The sequence below is a fragment of the Vibrio sp. TAP-3B genome, from assembly GCF_057784735.1.
Map to the genome: position 1 here is coordinate 2,923,983 of NZ_CM173495.1, position 24,236 is coordinate 2,948,218.

General features: G+C 45.7%; 17 protein-coding genes. 8 read left to right on the forward strand and 9 right to left on the reverse strand.

The window, feature by feature from the left end; translation table 11 throughout:
• The first annotated feature begins 13 nt into the window (after positions 1-13).
• Together ftsZ and lpxC are read left to right on the forward strand one after the other, a co-directional pair.
• On the forward strand, positions 14-1,246 hold the full coding sequence (gene ftsZ / locus AC3D28_RS13895) for a cell division protein FtsZ (protein WP_488535105.1): 1,233 nt from the start codon (positions 14-16) through the stop codon (positions 1,244-1,246).
• Between the two features lie 100 nt (positions 1,247-1,346).
• Entirely contained in the window at positions 1,347-2,264 is a 918-nt protein-coding gene (lpxC, locus tag AC3D28_RS13900) for a UDP-3-O-acyl-N-acetylglucosamine deacetylase (RefSeq protein WP_488535106.1), read from the forward strand.
• 117 nt (positions 2,265-2,381) lie between these two features.
• Here the strand turns inward: lpxC and AC3D28_RS13905 are convergent, their stop codons facing one another.
• Positions 2,382-2,840, reverse strand: coding sequence for a DUF721 domain-containing protein (locus AC3D28_RS13905; protein WP_488535107.1), 459 nt, complete (start codon positions 2,838-2,840; stop codon positions 2,382-2,384).
• Between the two features lie 408 nt (positions 2,841-3,248).
• On the opposite strand from AC3D28_RS13905, the gene secA reads away from it, so the two are divergent.
• The 6 genes from secA (at position 3,249) to AC3D28_RS13935 (ending at position 13,315) form a co-directional block, all read left to right on the forward strand.
• Entirely contained in the window at positions 3,249-5,975 is a 2,727-nt protein-coding gene (gene secA / locus AC3D28_RS13910; RefSeq protein ID WP_098416524.1) for a preprotein translocase subunit SecA, read from the forward strand.
• Positions 5,976-6,145: 170 nt separating this feature from the next.
• A complete protein-coding gene (gene mutT / locus AC3D28_RS13915) occupies positions 6,146-6,544 on the forward strand; it encodes an 8-oxo-dGTP diphosphatase MutT (RefSeq protein WP_488535108.1) in 399 nt (132 codons plus the stop codon).
• A 110-nt stretch (positions 6,545-6,654) separates the two neighbouring features.
• Positions 6,655-7,464, forward strand: coding sequence for a 4-hydroxy-tetrahydrodipicolinate reductase (dapB, locus tag AC3D28_RS13920; protein WP_098416522.1), 810 nt, complete (start codon positions 6,655-6,657; stop codon positions 7,462-7,464).
• Between the two features lie 483 nt (positions 7,465-7,947).
• Entirely contained in the window at positions 7,948-9,087 is a 1,140-nt protein-coding gene (gene carA / locus AC3D28_RS13925; protein WP_488535109.1) for a glutamine-hydrolyzing carbamoyl-phosphate synthase small subunit, read from the forward strand.
• A gap of 16 nt (positions 9,088-9,103) precedes the next feature.
• Positions 9,104-12,337 (forward strand): carbamoyl-phosphate synthase large subunit, encoded by a 3,234-nt coding sequence (gene carB / locus AC3D28_RS13930; protein ID WP_488535110.1) that lies wholly within the window; start codon positions 9,104-9,106, stop codon positions 12,335-12,337.
• Between the two features lie 198 nt (positions 12,338-12,535).
• Entirely contained in the window at positions 12,536-13,315 is a 780-nt protein-coding gene (locus tag AC3D28_RS13935; protein WP_098416519.1) for a TSUP family transporter, read from the forward strand.
• On the opposite strand, the gene AC3D28_RS13940 is transcribed toward AC3D28_RS13935, so the two are convergent.
• The 8 genes from AC3D28_RS13940 to gltB all read right to left on the reverse strand — a co-directional run bounded on the left by AC3D28_RS13940 (position 13,251) and on the right by gltB (position 23,962).
• Positions 13,251-14,111, reverse strand: coding sequence for a LysR family transcriptional regulator (locus tag AC3D28_RS13940; protein WP_488535111.1), 861 nt, complete (start codon positions 14,109-14,111; stop codon positions 13,251-13,253). The two genes, AC3D28_RS13935 and AC3D28_RS13940, sit on opposite strands and share 65 nt — an antisense overlap.
• 132 nt (positions 14,112-14,243) lie before the next feature.
• The gene (locus tag AC3D28_RS13945) at positions 14,244-14,864 is read right to left on the reverse strand and encodes a TRIC cation channel family protein (protein WP_098416517.1); all 621 of its coding nucleotides are present in this window, start codon (positions 14,862-14,864) and stop codon (positions 14,244-14,246) included.
• A 70-nt stretch (positions 14,865-14,934) separates the two neighbouring features.
• A complete protein-coding gene (btuF, locus tag AC3D28_RS13950; RefSeq protein ID WP_488536096.1) occupies positions 14,935-15,759 on the reverse strand; it encodes a vitamin B12 ABC transporter substrate-binding protein BtuF in 825 nt (274 codons plus the stop codon).
• Positions 15,759-16,712, reverse strand: coding sequence for a cobalamin biosynthesis family protein (locus AC3D28_RS13955; RefSeq protein ID WP_488535112.1), 954 nt, complete (start codon positions 16,710-16,712; stop codon positions 15,759-15,761). Before AC3D28_RS13955 ends, btuF begins: the two co-directional genes overlap by 1 nt.
• A gap of 12 nt (positions 16,713-16,724) precedes the next feature.
• Positions 16,725-17,420, reverse strand: a complete 696-nt coding sequence (mtnN, locus tag AC3D28_RS13960) for a 5'-methylthioadenosine/S-adenosylhomocysteine nucleosidase (protein WP_098416514.1) — start codon at positions 17,418-17,420, stop codon at positions 16,725-16,727.
• 63 nt (positions 17,421-17,483) lie between these two features.
• The gene (locus AC3D28_RS13965; protein WP_488536097.1) at positions 17,484-17,912 is read right to left on the reverse strand and encodes a DUF1499 domain-containing protein; all 429 of its coding nucleotides are present in this window, start codon (positions 17,910-17,912) and stop codon (positions 17,484-17,486) included.
• Positions 17,913-18,064: 152 nt separating this feature from the next.
• Positions 18,065-19,477 (reverse strand): FAD-dependent oxidoreductase, encoded by a 1,413-nt coding sequence (locus tag AC3D28_RS13970; protein ID WP_098416513.1) that lies wholly within the window; start codon positions 19,475-19,477, stop codon positions 18,065-18,067.
• A 21-nt stretch (positions 19,478-19,498) separates the two neighbouring features.
• On the reverse strand, positions 19,499-23,962 hold the full coding sequence (gene gltB, locus AC3D28_RS13975; RefSeq protein WP_488535113.1) for a glutamate synthase large subunit: 4,464 nt from the start codon (positions 23,960-23,962) through the stop codon (positions 19,499-19,501).
• Positions 23,963-24,236: the final 274 nt, after the last annotated feature.

Below are 24,236 nucleotides of genomic sequence, written 5' to 3' on the forward strand. Positions count from 1 at the left end.
ACGGAGACAACACATGTTTGAACCGATGATGGAAATGTCTGACGATGCAGTAATTAAGGTCGTTGGGGTTGGTGGCGGCGGCGGTAACGCCGTTGAACACATGGTGCGTGAATCCATCGAAGGTGTGGAATTCATCAGCGTCAACACTGATGCGCAAGCACTTCGCAAGACAAGCGTTGGCAATGTTATTCAGATCGGTGGTGACATCACCAAAGGTCTAGGAGCAGGTGCTAATCCACAGGTTGGGCGTGACGCAGCTCTCGAAGACAGAGATAGGCTTAAAGACTCCCTAACTGGTGCCGATATGGTGTTTATCGCGGCGGGTATGGGCGGTGGTACAGGTACTGGTGCAGCCCCTGTTATTGCTGAAGTAGCAAAAGAGCTTGGCATTCTTACTGTTGCGGTAGTAACTAAACCGTTCAGTTTTGAAGGCAAAAAGCGTTTGGCGTTTGCTGAGCAAGGCATCGATGAGCTATCGAATCACGTTGACTCTTTGATTACGATTCCAAACGAGAAACTACTTAAAGTGCTTGGTCGTGGCGTTACTTTATTGGAAGCATTTGCAAGCGCGAATGACGTGCTTAAAAACGCGGTTCAAGGTATCGCGGAACTTATTACTCGTCCTGGCATGATTAACGTTGACTTTGCAGACGTGAGAACCGTCATGTCTGAAATGGGTCACGCGATGATGGGGAGCGGTATTGCTAAAGGTGAAGATCGTGCTGAAGAAGCGGCCGAAATGGCAATCTCTAGCCCACTTCTAGAAGATATCGATCTAGCGGGAGCTCGCGGTGTTCTGGTTAACATCACTGCTGGCTTAGACATGCGCCTTGATGAATTTGAGACAGTGGGTAACACTGTTAAAGCATTTGCTTCTGACAATGCGACAGTCGTTATTGGTACTTCTCTTGACCCAGATATGACTGACGAGATTCGGGTTACAGTCGTGGCAACTGGTATTGGTAATGAAAAAAAGCCAGATATTACGTTAGTAGCAGGTGGTAAAGCGAAGGCCGCTCCAACTCACCAAGCTCAACCGCAACAAGCGGCTGCGGCAACGCAAGCTGAAGAGAAGTCGGCACAACCCTTGCAAACTCATGTGCAAGAGAAGCCACAAGTGAATCCTCAGTCGGCAAACACAGCTTCTTCTTCTGCATCGTCGAGCCAAAGTTCTGCTGCTCCGAAGCAAGAGAAAGAAAATGGTTATTTAGATATCCCGGCATTCCTGCGCCGTCAGGCTGATTGATTTTTAATCCATAAATTGACATGGCTCAAAATTATGGTAGCATTCACGGTCGATGTTGCAGGCGGCCGTGTTTTGTAGCAAAATTTTGAGAGGCAAGCAGATGATCAGACAACGTACTCTGAAAGAAATAGTGAAAACAACTGGTGTGGGTCTCCACTCTGGTCGTAAAGTCACGCTTACTCTGCGCCCGGCTGCTACAAATACAGGTATCATTTACCGTCGTACCGATGTAAACCCACCTGTAGATTTTCCAGCTGATCCAGCTTCTGTTCGTGACACAATGCTATGTACTGCATTGGTAAATGACGAAGGTGTGCGTATTTCAACTGTAGAGCACTTGAATGCGGCACTTGCTGGTATGGGCATCGACAACATTATTGTCGAAGTAGACGCACCTGAAATTCCAATTATGGATGGTAGTGCAAGCCCCTTTGTATACTTGCTACAACAAGCAGGTATCGAAACGCAAAATGCGCCAAAACGTTTCATCCGCATTAAAAAGCCAGTTCGTTTTGAAGATGGCGATAAATGGGCAGAATTTTTACCATTTAACGGCTTTCGTATGGATTTCGAAATCGACTTTAGCCACCCTGCGATAGAATCTGACGAGCAGCGCCTCTTATTTGATTTTTCATCAAAAGGCTTCGTTCGTGAAATTTCTCGCGCACGTACGTTTGGCTTTATGCGTGATATCGAATATCTACAATCTCAAAACTTAGTTTTGGGTGGCAGTTTCGACAACGCTATCGTGTTGGATGATTACCGTATTCTTAACGAAGAAGGTCTACGCTTTGAAAATGAGTTTGTAACTCATAAAGTGTTGGATGCGATTGGCGATCTTTACATGTGTGGCCACCCAATTATTGGTGAGTTTCGTGCCTACAAGTCTGGTCATGGACTGAATAACCAGTTACTACGTGCGGTTCTAGCGGATCAGGAAGCGTGGGAGTGGACGACATTTGAAGAAGACGTTGATTCACCAGTTGCTTTCGCAGAGCCCAATATGGTAATAGCGTAAAATACATCGATACTAATAAATTAAAAAACCAGGCTAATGTCTGGTTTTTTGCTGTCTAGAGTTTAGGACGTTTTAATTTGAATCAGCGAAAGATAATTAGTATTTTGATATAACCTGTTACTCGCTGTTTTTCTTTTCTGCCATCTCAGCCAGTCGCTTTAAGCGCTCTTGGACTTTGGGTGGTGCCATATCGGCAATCATCATTAATGAGTTAGCTGCCGACTCTGTCAAAGGTGGACGTTTTGGTCGATTATCTTGCTCAAACCGATTTCGATATAGGGATGGATTGATCCTAACTTCAATACTCATCAACTTGGCAAAGCCTTGCGTACGAAGTTTATTGAGGATCATTAAGCGATCGTAGTCGATCTTCATTTTGAGCGCGGCACTAGCAACGTCGATCAACAAGTGACCACTACGGATGTTCGCCACTCGGCAATGATCGGCCGTGCCTTGGGGTAAAATTTCTTTCAGAGCTTGGTTTAGCTGCAAGATTTCTCCAGCATGTTCTTGAATCTTCTTGAACTGCGATTCAGCAATAACATCCTCGCTAGAGGTTGGGCGGTGATCACGCATAGGTAAAATCTAATTTTGTTGAGATAGAACTTATTCTAGAGCAGCTTTCTATTAAGGTATAGTTTACATTAACCTGTTTAGCTTCAGTTTTACAATGTGACAAGGTGAAAAGTACATTTCTTTTTGAATAAATGAAAGGTATTGCATTATGAAATAATGGCTAATCAGTCACCACTTTCACTAAAAAATTCAGGGTGCTTCAAACAAATACGTCTATTTATGGTTGTATCGATGAAAAATCCTTACACTAAGCAATATTGTTTCGAAGCTTAGCCTTGAAATATGGATGTTTGAACTCAATATCTTTGATAAATGATTTATCTCAGTATTCTTAGTTTCAAACTGGCAGAGACTGAAGGCATTATGAGTAGATCGGGAACGATCTGATTAAAGAGAGATTCACGAAAAATGATAACTAAGCTACTGACAAAAGTGATTGGCAGTCGCAACGACCGAACACTGCGCCGCCTTAGAAAAATTGTAAGAGAGATCAATAACTACGAGCCGACTTTTGAAGCTTTAAGTGATGAAGAGTTAAAAGCAAAGACGGTTGAATTCCGTGAGCGCCTAGAGAAAGGTGAAACTCTTGATAAACTACTTCCAGAAGCTTTTGCGACGGTTCGTGAAGCATCTAAGCGTGTTTACGGTATGCGTCACTTCGATGTGCAGCTTATTGGTGGTATGGTTCTGAATGCGGGCCAAATTGCGGAGATGCGTACAGGTGAAGGTAAAACGCTAACAGCTACTCTTCCTGCATATCTAAACGCATTATCAGGTAAAGGTGTTCACATTGTTACAGTGAACGACTATCTAGCCAAGCGTGATGCTGAGACAAACCGTCCACTATTTGAATTCTTAGGAATGACCGTTGGCGTAAACGTGCCAAACATGCCACCTCAAGAGAAAAAAGAAGCTTACCAAGCCGATATTCTTTACGGTACAAACAACGAGTTTGGTTTTGATTACCTTCGTGACAACATGGCTTTCCGTAGCGAAGATCGCGTACAACGAGAGCGCTTCTTTGCCGTTGTCGATGAAGTGGATTCTATTCTTATCGATGAAGCTCGTACTCCTTTGATTATTTCTGGTCCTGCTGAAGATAGCTCTGAGCTTTACACTCGAATTAATCTATTGATCCCGCATCTTAAAAAGCAAGACAAAGAAGATTCTGAAGAGTATCGCGGTGATGGTCACTACACGGTTGATGAAAAATCGAAGCAAGTATATCTCACGGAAACTGGCCAAGAATACGTTGAAGAATTATTGGTTGAAAACGGTTTGATGGAAGAGGGTGATACACTTTATTCTCCAACTAACATCAGTATGCTCCATCACGTTAATGCTGCATTACGCGCACATGTATTGTTTGAGCGTAATGTGGATTATATCGTGACTGATGAAGGCGAAGTAGTGATCGTTGATGAACATACAGGCCGCACCATGCCTGGGCGTCGTTGGTCTGAAGGTCTTCACCAAGCGGTTGAAGCGAAAGAAGGCGTAAAGATTCAAAACGAAAACCAAACGCTGGCTTCAATAACCTTCCAGAATTACTTCCGTTTATACGAAAAATTATCAGGCATGACCGGTACTGCAGATACGGAAGCGTTCGAATTCCAATCTATCTATGGTTTGGAAACGGTGGTTATTCCAACCAACAAACCGATGATTCGTAACGACATGCCAGATGCCGTATACCGCACCGAAGCGGAGAAGTTTGCTGCAATCATTGAAGATATTAAAGGGCGTGTTGCGAAAGGACAACCTACACTCGTTGGTACGGTATCGATCGAGAAGTCAGAGCTATTGTCTAACGCTCTGAAGAAAGCGAAGATCAAGCACAACGTGCTGAACGCAAAGTTCCACGAGAGAGAAGCGGAAATTATTGCTGAAGCGGGTATGCCAGGTGCGGTAACAATTGCGACTAATATGGCGGGTCGTGGTACGGATATTGTGCTTGGTGGTAGTTGGCAAGCAAAACTTGAAGGGCTAGAAAATCCATCCAAGGAGCAAATTGATGCGATTAAAGCCGAATGGAAAGTCGTACATGATAAAGTGCTAGAAGCAGGAGGCTTACACATTATCGGTACCGAGCGTCACGAATCTCGCCGTATCGATAACCAGTTGCGTGGTCGTTCTGGTCGTCAGGGGGATGCGGGTTCATCTCGTTTCTACCTTTCGATGGAAGATTCTCTGCTGCGTATCTTCACTTCAGAGCGTATGGCTAGCCTTATCCAAAGTGGTATGGAAGAAGGTGAGGCAATCGAATCAAAAATGCTTTCACGTTCTATTGAAAAAGCACAGCGAAAAGTGGAAGGCCGTAACTTCGACATTCGTAAGCAGTTACTTGAATACGATGATGTGGCGAATGACCAACGTAAAGTCGTTTATGAACTGCGCGATGAATTGATGAATGTCGATGATATCAGCGACATGATCGAGCAAAACCGTGAAGACGTTCTAACGGCGATCATTGACGAGTACATTCCACCACAGTCACTAGAGGAAATGTGGGATGTTGAAGGTTTACAAGAACGCCTGAAAGCCGACTTCGATCTTGATGCCCCTGTTAAACAGTGGTTAGAAGACGACGACAAGCTTTATGAAGAAGCGTTGCGTGAGAAGATTATTAACCTAGCGGTTAAAGTCTACAAAGAGAAAGAAGAGGTCGTTGGTGCACAAGTGCTTCGTAATTTCGAAAAATCGGTCATGCTTCAAACTCTTGATACGCTATGGAAAGAGCACTTGGCTGCGATGGATCATCTACGCCAAGGCATTCATCTACGTGGCTATGCGCAGAAGAACCCAAAACAAGAATACAAACGTGAGTCGTTTGAACTGTTTGAAGAGCTTTTAGAAGCATTGAAAACTGACGTCATTACCGTACTTTCTCGTGTGCGAGTTCAACAACAAGAAGAAGTTGAGCGTATGGAAGAGCAACGTCGTGCGCAAGCAGAAGAAGCTTCTCGCCGAGCACAAGCTCAGCATGCCGCCGCGGAGAGCCAATTGTCCGGTGAAGAAAAGACGGATGGTGCTCATCAACCTATTGTTCGTGATGAACGTAAAGTCGGGCGTAATGAGCCTTGTCCATGTGGCAGCGGTAAGAAGTACAAACAGTGCCACGGCAAAATCGACTAATATAGTATGAAAACGTTAAGAAAGAGTCGCTTAGGCGGCTCTTTTTTTAAGTAAATTCTACGACTGTCTTAATATTATAAATTTAAGAGCGACAGCAAGTACCAGAAAGATAAACACTCGTTGTTGCCGCAATGCAATACAACCGTACTTAAGGTTTAGGAATTCGCTTTATGAAAAGAACTCATATTGTTGCTGCGATCATTTTTAACCAAAATAAATCGCAAATCTTTATTACCAAACGCCCGAACGATAAACACAAAGGGGGTTTTTGGGAGTTTCCAGGCGGCAAGGTCGAACCTGGAGAAACGATGGAGTTAGCTATTGCCCGAGAGCTTAAAGAAGAAGTGGGAATTGAGGTTACGGAGCAGGCATTTTTTGAACACCTTGAGTTTGACTACCCGGATAAGTCGTTGAAATTTGATTTCATTACCGTCTCTAAATTCAATGACGAACCTTATGGCCGAGAAGGGCAAGAAGGACGCTGGGTTGAGATCAGCGAATTGGGTGATTACCCCTTTCCTGAAGCGAACGTACCTATCTTGGAACGTGTCGTAAAAGAGTTTGCTTAAGCCCGATGAACTTGCTTGTGGTAACCACAGTATGTTGTTAGTTTAAACAGATTCAGCGAAACGAGAGAACGAGAGCAAACCTCGTTATCCAGAGAAGGAGAGAAAGCGCAATGGTTCGTATTGCAATCGCAGGGGCAGCAGGTCGTATGGGCCGAAATTTAGTCAAAGCTTCACATCTTAATCCAAAAGCTTCAGTGAGTGCCGGCTCTGAACGACCAGAGTCTTCACTTGTTGGTGTGGATATTGGAGAGCTTTGTGGTGAAGGTAAATTTGATGTGGTTTTAACGGATGATCTTGCTAAAGACATCGACAATTTTGATGTCATCATCGACTTTACTGCACCGGTGAGCACTTTAGCTAACCTTGAGCTGTGTAAAAAGTACGGAAAAAGTATTGTGATTGGTACGACGGGCTTTAGTGAGGACGAGCGTAACCTTATTGATCAAGCCGCAAAGCAAGTGCCGGTTATCATGGCACCCAATTACTCTGTGGGTGTTAACCTCGTCTTTAAGCTGCTAGAAAAAGCAGCCCAAGTCATGGGAGATTATTGTGATATCGAGATTGTTGAAGCTCACCACCGTCATAAAGTAGATGCACCGTCAGGTACTGCGATAGGTATGGGCGAAGCTATTGCTGGTGCGATGGGAAACAACCTAAGTGATGTCGCCGTGTATGCTCGAGAAGGTATTACTGGTGAGCGAACTAAAGACGAGATCGGTTTTGCGACGCTCCGCGCTGGTGACATTGTAGGTGAGCACACGGCGATGTTTGCTGATATTGGCGAACGTGTCGAAATTACGCACAAAGCGACCGATCGCATGACGTTTGCCAATGGAGCCGTAAAAGCGGCCGTTTGGTTGGGTTCTAAGCCTGCTGGCTTTTATACCATGACAGATGTCTTGGGGTTGAATGACCTTTAGAAATACATAATTATTCGCCGGCGTTAGCCGGCTTTTTTATATCTATGGGATTTTATGTAAATGAAATGCTACATGGTAAGTGGCATTTTAGATAGAGTTTATTGTTTATTTTGGGGTGTTAGTGTTTTATTTTGCTTGTTATGTTTAAAAGTTAGCATTATCTTTGAGCGGTTAACGTTTGCTTGAGGAGGTTGGATATTTTATTGGGCTTTAAAAAGTTAAATTTTATAGAAATCACAAAAGATCTATCTCTTCCCTGTTTGTAGTGGGTAAAAGTTGTTTTTTTAAGCCTTATTCGTTGCAAATGGTCTTACTGTCTAGAAATTGATTATTTATTTTTGATTGCTTGTTGACAGATTTCCAGTCCAACTTTAGAATACCGCCAATTTGTCTTAAATACCTATTTATGTAAATTATTTAGGTAAAGCAAGGCAATTTCGATTTTTGATTTATTTTTTTTGCATTTTTATTCTGGAGGTTGTCTTGGGTAAATTAGCACTGCTAGTCCTAGAAGATGGGACAGTGTTCCACGGAGTATCCATAGGGATAGATGGTATTTCCGTTGGTGAGGTCGTTTTTAATACCTCGATGACGGGATATCAAGAAATCCTCACTGATCCTTCCTATTCTCAGCAAATCGTCACCCTTACTTATCCTCATATTGGCAATACCGGAACCACTTCCGAAGATGAAGAATCCTCTTCAATCCACGCACAAGGCCTTGTGATTCGCGATCTCCCTCTTATCGCTTCTAACTTCCGTAATGAACAATCCCTTTCTGATTATCTCAAGTCACAAAATATCGTTGGTATTGCCGATATCGACACGAGAAAGCTAACGCGCATCTTACGTGAGAAAGGGGCTCAAAATGGTTGTATCGTTTCTGGTACTAACTTAGATGAAGCTCTGGCTCTCGCGAAAGCAAAAGAATTCCCAGGCTTAAAAGGAATGGACCTTGCGAAAGAAGTGACAACGAAAGAAGTGTATCAATGGAAACAAGGTTCGTGGACGCTTGAAGGGGGACTTCCAGAGGCGAAAGACGACAACGAGTTACCTTATCATGTCGTTGCATATGACTTCGGTGCCAAACGGAATATCTTACGAATGTTGGTTGACCGCGGTTGCCGCCTAACAGTCGTGCCTGCGGAGACTTCAGCTGAAGAAGTATTAGCAATGAGTCCTGATGGGGTTTTCTTGTCAAATGGACCGGGCGATCCAGAACCATGTAGTTACGCGATTGAAGCGACCAAAATCTTTCTAGAGAAAGACTTACCTATCTTTGGTATTTGTTTAGGTCACCAAATCTTGGCGTTGGCTTCTGGTGCGCAAACAGTGAAGATGAAGTTTGGTCATCACGGCGCAAACCACCCGGTTAAAGATTTAGACCGTAATGTTGTGATGATTACTTCTCAGAACCACGGTTTTGCTGCAGATGAAGAAACACTACCTGAGAATCTGCGTGCCACCCACGTATCACTATTTGACGGCTCTTTACAAGGTATTCACCGCACTGATAAACCAGCATTTAGCTTCCAAGGTCACCCTGAAGCGAGCCCCGGTCCACATGATGCGGCACCGCTATTTGACCACTTTATCGAACTCATCAAAAAACACAGCGCTTAATTCGGAGTAGTAGATAATGCCAAAACGTACTGACATTCAAAGTATTTTAATTCTTGGTGCTGGTCCGATAGTGATCGGTCAGGCATGTGAGTTTGACTACTCTGGCGCGCAAGCGTGTAAAGCCCTTCGTGAAGAAGGCTATAGAGTTATTTTAGTTAACTCTAACCCTGCGACCATCATGACTGATCCGGAGATGGCGGATGCAACCTACATCGAGCCAATTCAGTGGGAAGTGGTACGTAAAATCATCGAAAAAGAACGTCCAGATGCGGTATTACCAACGATGGGTGGTCAGACAGCGCTAAACTGTGCGCTAGAGCTAGAGAAGCAGGGCGTTCTTGAAGAGTTCGGCGTAGAAATGATTGGTGCAACCGCTGATGCGATTGATAAAGCGGAAGACCGTTCGCGCTTTGATAAAGCCATGAAGTCTATCGGGCTTGAGTGTCCTCGTGCTGATACTGCGAAAAACATGGAAGAAGCCTACGGCGTACTCGATATGGTTGGTTTCCCTTGTATCATTCGTCCATCGTTCACTATGGGTGGAACAGGCGGCGGTATCGCCTATAACAAAGAAGAATTCGAAGAGATCTGTCGTCGCGGTCTAGACCTATCGCCAACCAATGAGCTTTTGATCGATGAATCACTGATTGGGTGGAAAGAGTACGAGATGGAAGTCGTCCGCGATAAAGCAGACAACTGCATTATTGTATGTTCAATCGAAAACTTCGATCCAATGGGTATCCACACCGGTGACTCAATCACGGTTGCGCCAGCACAAACGCTGACAGACAAAGAATACCAGCTGATGCGTAATGCATCGTTAGCTGTGCTACGTGAGATTGGTGTTGAAACGGGGGGCTCAAACGTCCAGTTTGGGATCAACCCGAAAGATGGACGCATGGTCATCATCGAGATGAATCCGCGTGTATCTCGCTCTTCTGCTCTGGCATCGAAAGCAACCGGTTTCCCTATCGCGAAGATTGCCGCAAAACTGGCCGTTGGCTTTACGCTGGATGAGCTACAAAATGATATTACAGGTGGTGCAACGCCGGCATCATTTGAACCAACCATCGACTATGTTGTGACTAAGATTCCTCGCTTTAATTTCGAGAAATTTGCCGGTGCTAACGATCGTTTGACGACACAAATGAAATCGGTTGGTGAGGTGATGGCCATTGGCCGTAACCAACAAGAATCGCTTCACAAAGCATTACGTGGCCTAGAAGTCGGCGCGACAGGCTTTGATGAAATGGTGGATCTGGAAGCACCAGATGCACTGACTAAGATCCGCCACGAGCTGAAAGAAGCGGGTGCGGAGCGTATTTGGTATATCGCTGATGCATTCCGTGCAGGCATGTCAGTCGATGGTGTGTTCAATCTAACGCAAATCGACCGCTGGTTCTTAGTCCAAATCGAAGAAATTGTAAAACTCGAAGAGCAAGTCAAGGCGGGCGGTTATGCAGGTTTAACCCAAACGGTTCTACGTCAGATGAAGCGTAAAGGCTTCTCGGACGCACGCCTATCTAAACTATTAGGTGTCGCAGAAAGTGAAATCCGTCGAGCACGCGAACAGTTCGATATTCATCCTGTTTACAAACGTGTTGATACTTGCGCCGCGGAATTCTCTTCTGATACAGCTTACATGTACTCGTCTTACGATGAGGAGTGTGAAGCGAACCCTACAGATAAAGACAAAATCATGGTGCTTGGTGGCGGGCCTAACCGTATCGGCCAAGGCATTGAATTTGACTACTGTTGTGTACACGCTTCACTTGCACTTCGCGAAGACGGTTACGAAACCATTATGGTTAACTGTAACCCAGAAACAGTATCGACCGACTACGATACGTCTGACCGTTTGTACTTCGAACCAGTGACTCTAGAAGATGTACTGTCTATCGCTCGCGTTGAAAAGCCAAAAGGGGTGATTGTTCAGTACGGTGGTCAAACACCACTAAAATTGGCGCGCGCATTAGAAGCGGCGGGGGTCCCAATTATTGGCACGAGCCCTGATGCCATCGACCGTGCCGAAGATCGTGAGCGTTTCCAAGCGGCGGTTGATCGTCTAGGTCTTCTACAGCCAGAAAACGCCACGGTAACGGCGATGGAACAAGCGATAGAGAAATCAAAAGAAATTGGTTTCCCACTCGTAGTTCGTCCGTCTTACGTTCTAGGTGGTCGTGCAATGGAAATCGTGTATGACGAACAAGACTTACGTCGCTATTTCAACGAAGCGGTAAGTGTATCGAATGAATCTCCAGTACTACTCGATCGTTTTCTAGACGATGCAACAGAAGTAGATATCGACGCTATCTGTGACGGGGAACGTGTCGTTATTGGCGGAATCATGGAGCACATTGAACAAGCGGGCGTTCACTCAGGTGACTCGGCATGTTCTCTGCCTGCCTACACATTAAGCCAAGAAATCCAAGATAAGATGCGCGAGCAAGTTGAAAAGCTAGCGTTCGAATTAGGTGTTCGCGGCCTGATGAACACGCAATTCGCAGTGAAAGATAACGAAGTTTACTTAATCGAAGTTAACCCTCGAGCAGCACGTACTGTGCCGTTTGTCTCGAAAGCAACAGGGGCACCGTTAGCGAAAATCGCTGCACGTGTTATGGCGGGTCAATCTTTAGAGTCACAAGGTTTTACCAAAGAGATTATTCCTCCGTATTACTCAGTGAAAGAAGTGGTTCTTCCGTTTAACAAGTTCCCTGGCGTTGACCCACTCTTGGGGCCAGAAATGCGCTCAACAGGTGAAGTCATGGGAGTTGGTGCAACGTTCGCGGAAGCTTACGCAAAAGCGGAACTCGGTTGTGGCGCGGTTTACCCAGAAGGCGGCCGTGCGCTATTGTCTGTACGTGAAGGTGATAAAGAACGTGTTGTTGACCTAGCGTCTAAGCTGGTGAAGTTAGGTTACCAATTGGATGCCACCCACGGCACTGCCGTTATTCTAGGCGAAGCGGGGATCAACCCACGTCTTGTCAACAAGGTGCATGAAGGGCGTCCACACATTCTTGACCGCATTAAGAATAACGAATATACCTACATCGTAAATACGGCATCTGGTCGTCAGGCGATTGAAGATTCAAAAGTTCTACGTCGCGGAGCACTCGCAGAGAAAGTGAACTACACAACCACGCTCAACGCAGCGTTCGCAACCTGTATGGCTCATACGGCTGATGCAAAGTGCTCGGTAATGTCGGTGCAAGAGCTGCATGCAAAAGTAAAAGTCAGTCAAGTAGCGTAATAGATAAAAATCAGTAAGCTCATTAATTAGAGCTTATATGACAACCTCATTGCCCGCTCATTCGAGCGGGCTTTTTTACGTTTTAGCGTCTTTGATGAAAAAATGGAATAGATTGATATCTCGACTTTCCTTTTGTGCTTGAGATGATAAGTGCTACCGTTGATTTCTCTTTGGTAGCTCTTTGAAAAGGAAGCGTAAGTGGAAATCACAGTCGAGATGTTGGCGACACTATTCATGGTTGCAACGGCGGCTGGATTTATTGATGCGATGGCGGGTGGCGGCGGACTATTAACGCTACCAGCGCTATTGGCTACGGGTCTTAATCCGACTCAGGCATTAGCAACGAATAAGTTACAAAGTTCATTTGGGAGCTTTTCTGCTAGCTTGTATTTCGTGCGCAATGGCATCGTGAGTCTCAAAGAAATGCGAATCGCCGTATTGTGTACTTTTATTGGTGCGGCTATTGGTGCAGAGGCCGTACAGGTTATTGATGCTGGTGTACTGACTAGTTTGATTCCCGTTCTCCTGATTGCGATCTCCTTATATTTTTTACTCGCACCAACAACAAGAAAAACCGACGGAGAACCTAAGCTTTCTGAAGCGACATTTGCGCTGTGTATTGGGGGCAGTGTGGGGTTTTATGATGGTTTTTTTGGCCCCGGCACTGGTTCTATTTTTACCGTTTGCTTTGTCGCGCTGGGTCACTTCTCCTTGGTGGATGCGACTGCTCGCACTAAGATCCTCAACTTCACCTCCAATATCGCCGCCCTGTTATTTTTTATCTTAGCGGGACTTCCTGTATGGGAAATTGGTTTGACGATGGCGGTCGGTGGTTTTATTGGTGCTCAACTTGGTGCCAAAGTGGTGGTTACTAAGGGGCAAAAGTGGATTCGCCCTCTGGTCATTATGATGTCTATGTTAATGGCGACAAAACTTCTTTGGCAACAACATCAGCAATGGATTCTATCAGTCTTTTAACTCGCTCATTGCGGTGTGTACTGTGACGCAAACAGAGATGTATTGGGCGAATTAAAGAGTCGAGTTCTGCAAAGTGGTAACAGCAATCGGGTGAGATATTGAGTGTTTTTACAATGGATTTTGGTATCAGAGCAGGTGCCATACCGCCTAAAGCAAGCTGTGCAGCGGCAGTGTAGGAGTCCATTTCCATCAAAGGTTCAACACCGTATTTAGACAGGATCGCTTGTTGGTAGGTATTGGCTGGATTACTCAAATCATTGGTCAAAATGGCTTTAGGCAACCAACGCAGTGAGTGCCGACTAATAATTGAAAAAGGTTCATCGGCGAGATGAAAGCTCATTAAACCGTGATGAGGTGGTAAATATCCCGCACAAAAGCCGAGAGTGGCTTTACCTGATTTGACGTTCTCGATGATACGTGGGGTGTGATTCGTTGATATCCGCAAGTATTGGTCTTGAGTGAAACGTTCTTCCATGATGACGCTAAGATACCCAGCAACTAAGGTTTCAGAGCAATCCATTTTGATCAAAGAAGTATCTTCTAATTCCTGTTGATCGTGAATCTGACCTCTAAGCTCATTGAATGTTGGTTCGATCGTATTGATGAGGGCAAGAGCGTCCGATGTCAATTTTATATGTCGACCATTCGGTTCAATTAATTTCTTACCGAGTTTCTTTTCTAAGTTCGCAATGCGTTTACTCACTGCGGATTGACTAATATAGAGCTGACTACCTGTACGACTCATGGTCTTTTCTTTGCTCAGAACTAAGAGTGTTTCGATGCCTTCTAGTAACATATCTATCCATGAATATTGGGAATCGTTGCCCAATATAACTGAGTTTTTGGAGAGACGCTAAGGAAGGATTCGCATATCAACATCACCGAGGAGCAGCTCGGCGATGTTGAATCAATTGATGGGGAGAGTGGGTTATCGATTGATGGCAAAGATGGGCAGCGACAAGTGCCAACGAATCGCGCCAAGCCGAATCACGAGCGTTGAAATAACACCGGAGAGTAATGCTATCGAGTGATCAAAACCGATATTAACCGCCATGGTATGGCAGATACCGCCAATAATACATGCGGTGGCGTACACCTCACTTCTCAATACCATTGGAATTTCTCTGGCGAGTACATCGCGTATGATCCCTCCGCCACAACCAGTGATCACCCCCATGATGACTGCCACCATGCCTGATGCATTGTAAGCGAGTGCTTTTTCTACACCAATACCAACAAACGCAGCGAGGCCGATGGCGTCGCAGACGGGTAAAATCCACCAAGAAAGTCGTTTAGGTCGTCGAACAATGAGCATCGTCAACAGGCAAGTGACAAAAATCACCCACAGGTAAGTGGTATCTGTTATCCAGAATACGGGAGTGGCACCAAGTGCCATATCTCGGATCGTACCACCACCAATAGCCGTAACGCTGCCGAGCACGATAACGCCGAAGGGATCCATTTTCAGTCGGCCCGCAAGTAAAACGCCAGAGACGGCGAAAATAGCGGTACCAAACAAGTCGATCATATAAAGCAGCATGGAGTCCATGTTACTTGGCACCTTTTAAACTGTGTGAGAAAAAACGGGCAGAAATTGTACGGTATTTATCATAAAAACGTTAGCGTTTTTGGCGGACCTTTTTAAAGTGTTCACACACTTCGCTGATTGCATTAAGTGTTCTTGGCGTCGGGCGATTGATCCAGTCCGAGTTGAGAGGCAAAGCATGTTTGTTCTTGAGAGCGGGAAGATCATCACGCCATTCAGACCACATATCATTGTTACCCATTGCGTGACGTGAAGTGAAAATGACTTCTGGCTGACGAGTGATCACTTGCTCGATGCTCACTTGAGGGTAGGGAGCACTCGCGGTGGCGAAAATGTTTTCGCCGCCACAAAAGGTAAATACTTCGCTTGGCCAGTTTTTCCCTGCGACAGTGATGATAGGCTTTTCGCTCAGTTGGTAAAAATAAAGTACTTTATCTTCGGTGTTATATTTCACTTTGAGCTCAGCCAGTTGTGCTCTAAATGCTGTAGCTGCTTTTTGGCCTATTTGTGGCTTTTCGCTGAATTGACTCAATTGTTCAATGTTGTTGGCGATATCCTCCAGTGAGCCTGTGTTGGAGTAATAAATAGGAATGTCGAATTGCGTAAGTTTTTCCAGCTCTTTTGCGGGGGTTACTGTCGGCCAAGCAATAACCAAGTCAGGTTGAAGTGCGATAATACGCTCCAATTTGATGCCTTGATAATTGGACACTCTTTCGAGTTGCTTCGCTTGCTCTGGATAATCACTCATTTCACTTACCGCGATTAACTTGTTCCCTAGACCTGCCGCAAAAGCAATTTCAGTGGCGTGAGGCGCTAAGCTCACAATGCGTTGAGCAGGCTTCTGCGCTAGGGCCGTTGAGGACAACAACAGCGCAAAGGTGAAACAGAGTTTGTTCATCATAATCCTTGATAAATCATCCCTAAAAGCAGACTTTGGATAGCTATCCAAACGAAGACTCGCCAAACGAGCAGTGTATGTATTTGCGAAAGGTGAATAGCCGATGGCGCAATGCGTCCACCGATTTTTGCGCGTTCCGCACGTATACCTTGATAGATAGCTGGGCCGCATAAAGAGAGTTGTAGTTTGTGTCCGATGGTACACAACACCCAGGCAGGTCCAGGTAGTGGCCAAGACTTCGCTTGTTGCTGCACTCCAGAAAGCACATTGCTTACGTTCTTTCCTACAGCTAAAAGTATGGCAAAGAGACGAAGTGGAATAATATCCAGAGCGGCAACCAGTTGAACCGCAGGTTTACCAAAGGGCAAATATTGGCGTCGGCTAGGTGACCACACTCGGGCTAATTCTGTTGTTAGTCGATACATTAACGCACCAATACCACCAGTTAGTGCGTACCAAAATAGCACACCTATTACGTTGCGGCTGTATCCCATAATCAGAGCTTCTGAGCCCGCTTTACCTATGCCGATGATCGAGAGGCTGTCCGTGTCGCGATTGAGGTATGGTGTTAGTAATTGTCGGCATTGAGCTTTATCTTCTCTCGACAGACTTGTGACGAGTTGTTTTGTTAAAGCTTCGCTGTTGCGCCAGTCCAAAGCAATGATCAATAGCACTAGTTCGTATAAAGGCACTTGCCAAACGAATGGCTCCACTGTCATCAGCAAGATCCAGCAAGGCAATAACATCAAGCCTAATGCAAGACTGCCGGAAGTCAGGCTCTGTGAGTAACTGTGGTTATTGTTTACTTTTTCAGCCAGTTGCTCTGCCAACTTGCGCCATATTGTGACCGGATGTGCTGAGCGGGGAATGGGAAGGATGAGATGAAATAACAACGCGCCCCACATAATGAGGAGCGCACCATTAGCATAAAATTGCTGAAAAATGACTTCCATGAATGATTGGATTTACTTAATCAATTCCAACATCTTGACCACCATTTTCGAAGAGCTTTTCGCTGCAAGCGGTAAAAACTCATCAAAGCTCATTGGTGATTCTTTATCTGCTACGTCAGAAATTGCACGTACAACAACAAACGGCGTGTTGAACTGATGGCAAGTTTGCGCAATTGCAGAGGCTTCCATTTCTACCGCGATAACCGATGGGAAGTGCTCACGAATAAACGCTTGGCGTTCGGCAGTGCACACGAATGCATCACCGGTACAAATCAGGCCACGAACCGCGTGGGTGTTGTCCATTTGAGCTAGCGCTTTTTCTGCTAGATTCATCAGTTTTTCATCGGCTTTGAATGCCGCTGGTTGACCTGCCATTTGGCCTATTTCATAACCGAATGCCGTCACGTCTGCATCGTGATGACGAACTTCCGTTGAGATAACCACGTCACCTAGATTTAAGCTTGAGTCAAAGCCACCTGCAGAGCCCGTGTTAATAATAACATCTGGTTGGTATTCATTTAAAAGGATAGTGGTGCCCACAGCCGCCGCCACTTTACCGATGCCTGATTGCAACAGTACGACATCAACATCGTTAATTTGACCAGAGAAAAACGTACAACCCGCTTTATTGACGGTTTGGCAATTTGCTATTGATTCTTTCAGGATGGCCACTTCTTGTTCCATCGCACCGATAATACCAACTTTCATAACACTCTCTTTGGGTAAATATTTTAGTCGGCGGAGAGTATAGCACTCCCAGTTACCAGTTTTCTATTTGATGAGCTCGGCTTGAGTGAGCTTTTCTCGTAATTGTTCTGCGCGTTTTCGATTTACGCCAAAATCAGAATAACCTAGGCGTGATTCTGAGCGTACGATAAGTTGCTCTCCCGAGATCTTTAATTCGAGATCATCCACAAAGCGCATGATTTTCGATGTGCATTCGACGCGTAGATAATCATCTTCTTTGATTGCGGTTTTTGCTCCTGGTAGCGTGAGCGCAGCTTGCTCTATCTTATCTAAGGTTGCGGATTCAGTGAGCATAAAGGCTTCTAGGTGATGCTCGTCTCTTGGATCTTGAGTTGAAACGCAGTTGGGTTTATCACTGCACGGAGATTGAGTACGATCTGGCATGGTGGTAACTCCTTGGCTACATGCGGTTAAGCTGAGCAAAGTAATGGAAAGGAGAGCTGTATTTTTCATCATGTTTATTCCTTATTGGAGGAATTTATACCTAAATAACCTCAAGATAGTGGTTCAACTTTGAATACAAAGCTTAAAGTCACTTGGGTATAATGATATGTAATAAAAGAAAAAAGGATCCTATATTCAGACCCTTTTTAACATGGGAGTTTTTACACTTCGAGGTAATCGAGGATGCCTTCGGCGGCTTTTCGGCCTTCATCAATGGCGGTCACCACGAGATCTGACCCTCGGACCGCATCACCACCTGCGAAGATCTTTTTATTGCTAGTTTGATACTGAAACTCTTGATTGTGAGGGGCTTGAATTCGTCCCCACTGATCAAGCTCAACATTGTATGGAGTTAACCAATCCATTTGATGAGGTTGGAAACCGAACGCCATGATGACAACATCTGCAGCTAATATGTGTTCGCTTCCGGCTACTGGCTCTGGGCGGCGGCGGCCAGCCTCATCCGGTTCGCCCAGTGCTGTTTTCACAACTTTAACGCCAGATACGTTACCGTAAGTGTCGATCTCAATACCAAGTGGTTGAAGGTTAAACATAAATTGTACACCTTCCTCTTTCGCGTTTTTTACTTCTCGGCGCGAACCTGGCATGTTGACTTCATCGCGGCGGTAGGCACAAATGACGTTGGATGCACCTTGACGGATAGAGGTTCGTACACAATCCATCGCGGTATCACCGCCACCAAGCACAACTACTTTTTTAGCTGCCATGTCGATAAACGGTTGGTTGCCTTCGAGTTCCATTACTTTGTAGGCATTTGAAACCAAAAATGGCAGCGCGTCATACACACCCGGTGCGCTTTCATTTTCTAAATTAGCCCGCATGTATTTGTAGGTGCCAACGCCTAAGAATACGGCGTCGTACTCATCGATAAGATCTTGCATTGGTACATCTTTACCGACTTCAATATTCATACGGAAATCAACCCCCATCTCAGTAAAGACGCGGCGGCGGTTTTCCATGACACCTTTTTCCAGTTTGAAAGAAGGAATGCCAAAGGTTAACAGCCCGCCAATTTCAGGATAGCGGTCGAAAACAACGGCTTTTACGCCATTTCGGACTAAAATGTCCGCGGCAGCTAAACCTGCTGGGCCAGCACCAATAATGGCCACTTTTTTATCCGTCCATTCCACCATAGACATGTCTGGCTTCCAGCCCATTTCGAAGGCTTTATCGGTAATATACTTTTCGATATTACCGATAGTGACGGCGCCGAAGTCATCATTGAGTGTACACGACCCCTCACATAAACGGTCTTGTGGACACACTCGGCCACATACTTCAGGCAAGCTGTTGGTTTGATGCGATAACTCTGCCGCTTCAATAATACGTCCTTCATTGGCAAGTTTGAGCCACTGAGGGATGTAGTTATGTACGGGACACTTCCATTCACAGTATGGGTTACCACAATCTAAGCAACGGTCCGCCTGAGCGGTGGCTTGTTGTTTAGTGAATGGTTCGTAAATTTCTACAAACTCAATTTTACGAACTGTAATGGGCTTTTTCGCCGGGTCTACGCGTTGAACATCGATAAATTGATAAACGTTCTGGCTCATGATTCAAACATCCTCCATGATTTATTGGGCTTGAACGCGCAGTTCAGCGGCGCTGCGGCTCTGGTGACCAAGCAGCGTATTTAAGTCTGCAGCTTGCGGCTTAACCAAATAGAACTTCGGAATCCATTCATCAAAGTTCGCTAAAATACTTTCTGCGTGGCTAGAGCCTGTCTCTTCTAAATGCTCTGCAATTAAGCCGCGCAAGTGCTCTTGATGGATATAAAGATCAGACAGTGAGATAGCTTCAACGGATTCGTTGTTGACTCGACCTTCAAAGCTTTGGTTTTCATCAAGCACATAGGCAAAACCTCCAGTCATACCAGCACCAAAGTTCACGCCGGTGGCACCTAAGATCGCGACAATACCACCTGTCATGTATTCACACGCGTTGTCGCCTGCACCTTCGATAACCGCGATGGTACCTGAGTTACGTACCCCAAAACGTTCACCAGCTTTACCAGCAGCAAACAGCTTGCCGCCAGTGGCGCCATACAAACAGGTGTTACCTATGATGGTTGCATCATTACATTTGAATGCCGTCCCTAGGTGAGGTTTGATGGCAATCTTACCGCCAGCCATACCTTTTCCCACGTAGTCATTCGCATCGCCAGTGAGGTACAGTTCAACACCACCGGCATTCCAAACTCCAAAGGATTGTCCTGCGGTACCATCTAAGTGAATCTTAATAGGATTTGCTGCTAAACCTTGGTTACCATAGCGCTTGGCTATTTCACCTGATAGTCGAGCCCCTATTGAGCGATCGGTATTGATCACATTGTAGAACAAGCTTGTTGACTGGCTGTTCTCTATAGCATGTATGGCATCTTCTACTATCTTTTGGTTAAGCTCGGCTTTATCAAATGGTGTATTTGGTTCTGTCCAAAACAAAGGGAGCTCTTGGGCTGAAACAGTGGCTTCTAAAATATTAGACAGGTCGAGCTTAGTTTGCTTGGCAGTAAAACCTTCCATCGTTTCTAGTAAGTCAGTGCGGCCGATTAAGTCAGTGAGTTTCTCAACACCAAGTTCCGCAAGTAAGCCTCGCACTTCTTCTGCAAGCCCCGTAAAGTAGTTTACGACCATTTCAGGCAGACCTTTGAAGTACTCTTTACGTAATGTTTCATCTTGAGTTGCAACGCCTGTGGCGCAGTTGTTGAGGTGACAAATTCGTAGATACTTACAGCCCATCGCTACCATTGGGGCGGTACCAAAGCCAAAGCTCTCCGCCCCCAAAATTGCGGCTTTAACCACATCTAAACCGGTTTTTAACCCCCCATCGACTTGCAAGCGGATCTTGTGACGCAGACCATTGGATACCAGTGCTTGCTGGGTTTCGGCAAGACCTAACTCCCACGGGCTACCCGCGTATTTTACGGATGTCAGTGGGCTTGCGGCCGTTCCCCCATCGTAACCAGAGATAGTGATCAGATCGGCATACGCTTTTGCTACCCCTGTTGCGATGGTGCCCACCCCCGGTTCAGATACCAGCTTCACCGATACCAATGCATTGGGATTGACTTGTTTCAAATCGAAGATCAGTTGAGCTAAATCCTCAATCGAATAAATATCGTGGTGTGGAGGAGGGGAGATCAGTGTTACCCCTTGAACCGAGTAACGCAGTTTCGCGATTTCAGCCGTTACTTTATGGCCAGGTAGCTGACCGCCTTCGCCGGGTTTTGCTCCTTGCGCGACTTTGATCTGCAGAACGTCGGCATTCGTCAAGTAATGCGGAGTTACGCCAAATCGACCAGAAGCGATCTGCTTAATTCGGGAGTTACGCTCAGTACCAAAACGACGCGGGTCTTCACCACCTTCGCCTGAGTTTGAGTAGCCACCGAGACGGTTCATTGCAATTGCCAGTGCTTCGTGCGCTTCAGGGCTTAAAGCACCAATCGACATAGCGGCGGAGTCGAAACGTTTAAACAGCTCGTTTTTTGGCTCAACGCTCTCTAGTGGTCGCGGCGAATCAGACTTTTTCAATGACATTAAGTCACGCAGCATTGCCACTGGTCGTTGGTTTACCTGCTTAGCAAAACTTTGGTAGTCACTATGTTCACCCGATTTTACAGCTTGTTGCAGTGTTCCAACCACATCGGGATTATAAGCATGGTACTCGCCGTCGTGGACATATTTTAGCAAGCCACCGTGTTCAATGGACTTACGTTTCGCCCATGCTTTACGCGATAGATTGGTCAGGTCTTGTTGGAAATCTTCAAAATTTGCTCCTTGAATGCGGGTCGTCACGCCTTTAAAGCAGAGATCAACGACTTCTTGATTTAAGCCAACCGCCTCAAACAATTGTGAGCAGCGGTAAGAGGCGATGGTTGAAATGCCCATCTTTGACATGATTTTGTACAAGCCTTTGTTGATGCCATGCTGATAGTTCTGCATCACCTCTCGATATGCTTTCTCTAGTGCGCCGTCGTCAATCAGTTTACCTAGTGCTTCATAAGCAAGGTATGGATATACGGCGGTTGCCCCGAAGCCAAGTAGTACCGCAAATTGATGTGGATCACGTACGGTGGCAGTTTCGACCACAATATTGGTATCACAACGAAGGTTGGCATTGAGCAATCGAGTTTGCACTGCACCCACGGCCATGGCTGCGGGAATGGGCAGTTTGCCTTTCACTAACGCACGATCGGAAAGAACGACTAAAACAGTGCCTTCACGTACCACTTGCTCGGCTTGTTCACACAGTTCATTAATGGCCTGCTTGAGATCTTTTTCTTGCGGATCGTAATTGATATCGAGAATGGTATTACGATAATGATCGTCGCCAAGTTCAAGCAGTTGCTGCATATCCGAATAAAGTAGCACGGGTGAATCGAAGGTCACGCGGTGTGCGTGTCCGTCCGTCTCACAGAAGACATTCATTTCCTTACCGATACTGGTCACCAGTGACATCACGTGTTTTTCACGCAGTGGGTCGATCGGTGGATTGGTTACCTGCGCGAACTTCTGGCGGAAGTAGTCAGTCACCAAGCGCTCTTTTGAAGAGAGTACTGCCATTGGAGTATCGTCACCCATAGAACCAACGGCTTCTTGACCCATTTCACCGAGCACGCGTAAGATTTGGTCAACTTCTTCGTTCGTCATTGCAAATTGTTTTTGATAAGTCTTGAGCAAATTAGCATCAAAGCTACGCTCACCGACTTGCTCTTCTGGAAGCTGAGCAAATGGAGTCAGTTTGTGGACGTTATTTTCCATCCACTCGCGATAGGGATGACGAGATTTGAGGTCGTTATCGATTTCACTCGATTGCCAAAGTTTGCCTTTGCGCGTATCAATAACGAGGAGTTCACCTGGGCCGACACGCCCCTTTTCTGCGACTTCATCTGGAGCGTAATTCCAAATGCCGATCTCTGATGCTAGGGTGATCAATCTGTCTTTGGTTATTACATAGCGAGCAGGGCGAAGGCCATTTCGGTCTAGGTTGCATGCTGCATAACGACCGTCGGACAGGACGATCCCAGCAGGGCCATCCCATGGTTCCATGTGCTTGGAGTTGAAATCATAAAACGCGCGAAGATCCGGATCCATATCCGGATGGTTTTGCCACGCTGGTGGCACAAGCATGCGCATCGCACGGAAGATATCCATCCCCCCTGCCAAGAATAGATCCAGCATGTTGTCTAGGCTTGAAGAATCTGAGCCAGTCTCGTTGACAAATGGTGCGGCGGTTTGTAGGTCAGGCAGCAATGGAGATGAGAACTTATAAGCTCGTGCACGTGCCCATTGGCGATTGCCTTCGATGGTGTTGATCTCACCATTGTGTGCAAGGTAACGAAACGGTTGTGCTAATGGCCAACGCGGTTGCGTGTTGGTGGAAAAGCGCTGGTGGAACAAGCATATCGCTGACTCCATGCGCAAATCAGCAAGATCGAGATAAAAACGTGGTAAATCGGCTGGCATACAAAGGCCTTTGTACACCAGCACTTGAGTCGACAAACTACAGATGTAGAAATCTGGATCTTCAGTGATCTGTTTCTCGATACGACGACGAGCAATATACAGACGGCGTTCGATATCTCGCTCTCGCCATCCTGCGGGGGCAGAAATAAACACTTGTTGAATATTGGGAAGTGAGTCGGTAGCTATGGGGCCGAGCATTTCAGAATTGGTGGGCACTTCGCGCCAGCCTGCAACTGTTAAGGTTTCTTGGGCGAGCTCTTTATTGACGATATCTTTAGCGAATTGAGCTTTCACCGGATCTTGGCTGAAAAAAATCATTCCCACGGCGTATTGCTTGCCAAGGTTAAAACCATTCTCTTCCGCGACGAGGCGTAAGTAAGAGTCGGGTTTTTGTAACAGAAGACCACAACCATCACCGGTTTTACCATCGGCGGCGATACCACCTCGGTGAGTCATTCGGTCAAGTGCAGAAATTGCTGTACGAACCAGCTTGTGACTTTGTTCGCCTTCCATATGCGCGATCAAGCCAAATCCACAGTTGTCTTTCTCAAGACTTGGATCATAAAGAGCCATTGCAATTCTCCCTTTGCTTACCTGTCTTTCAGACAGGTATATCAACACTGCTTACGTTGATCGTGATGACTGACTATGCATCACCTTTATAGCTTTATGTCTATTTATTCAATAAATACTGTGAAATATTTAACAAATTTAGTGTGTTTTATTTTCATCAGCCTTACAAGCTATAGCTTGTTGTAAAAAAGGTCAAGTTATTAGTAGATCATCACGTGAATATGGTATTTTCCATTTAAATATCTGAAATAGTTCAGTTATTTAAAATTAATAG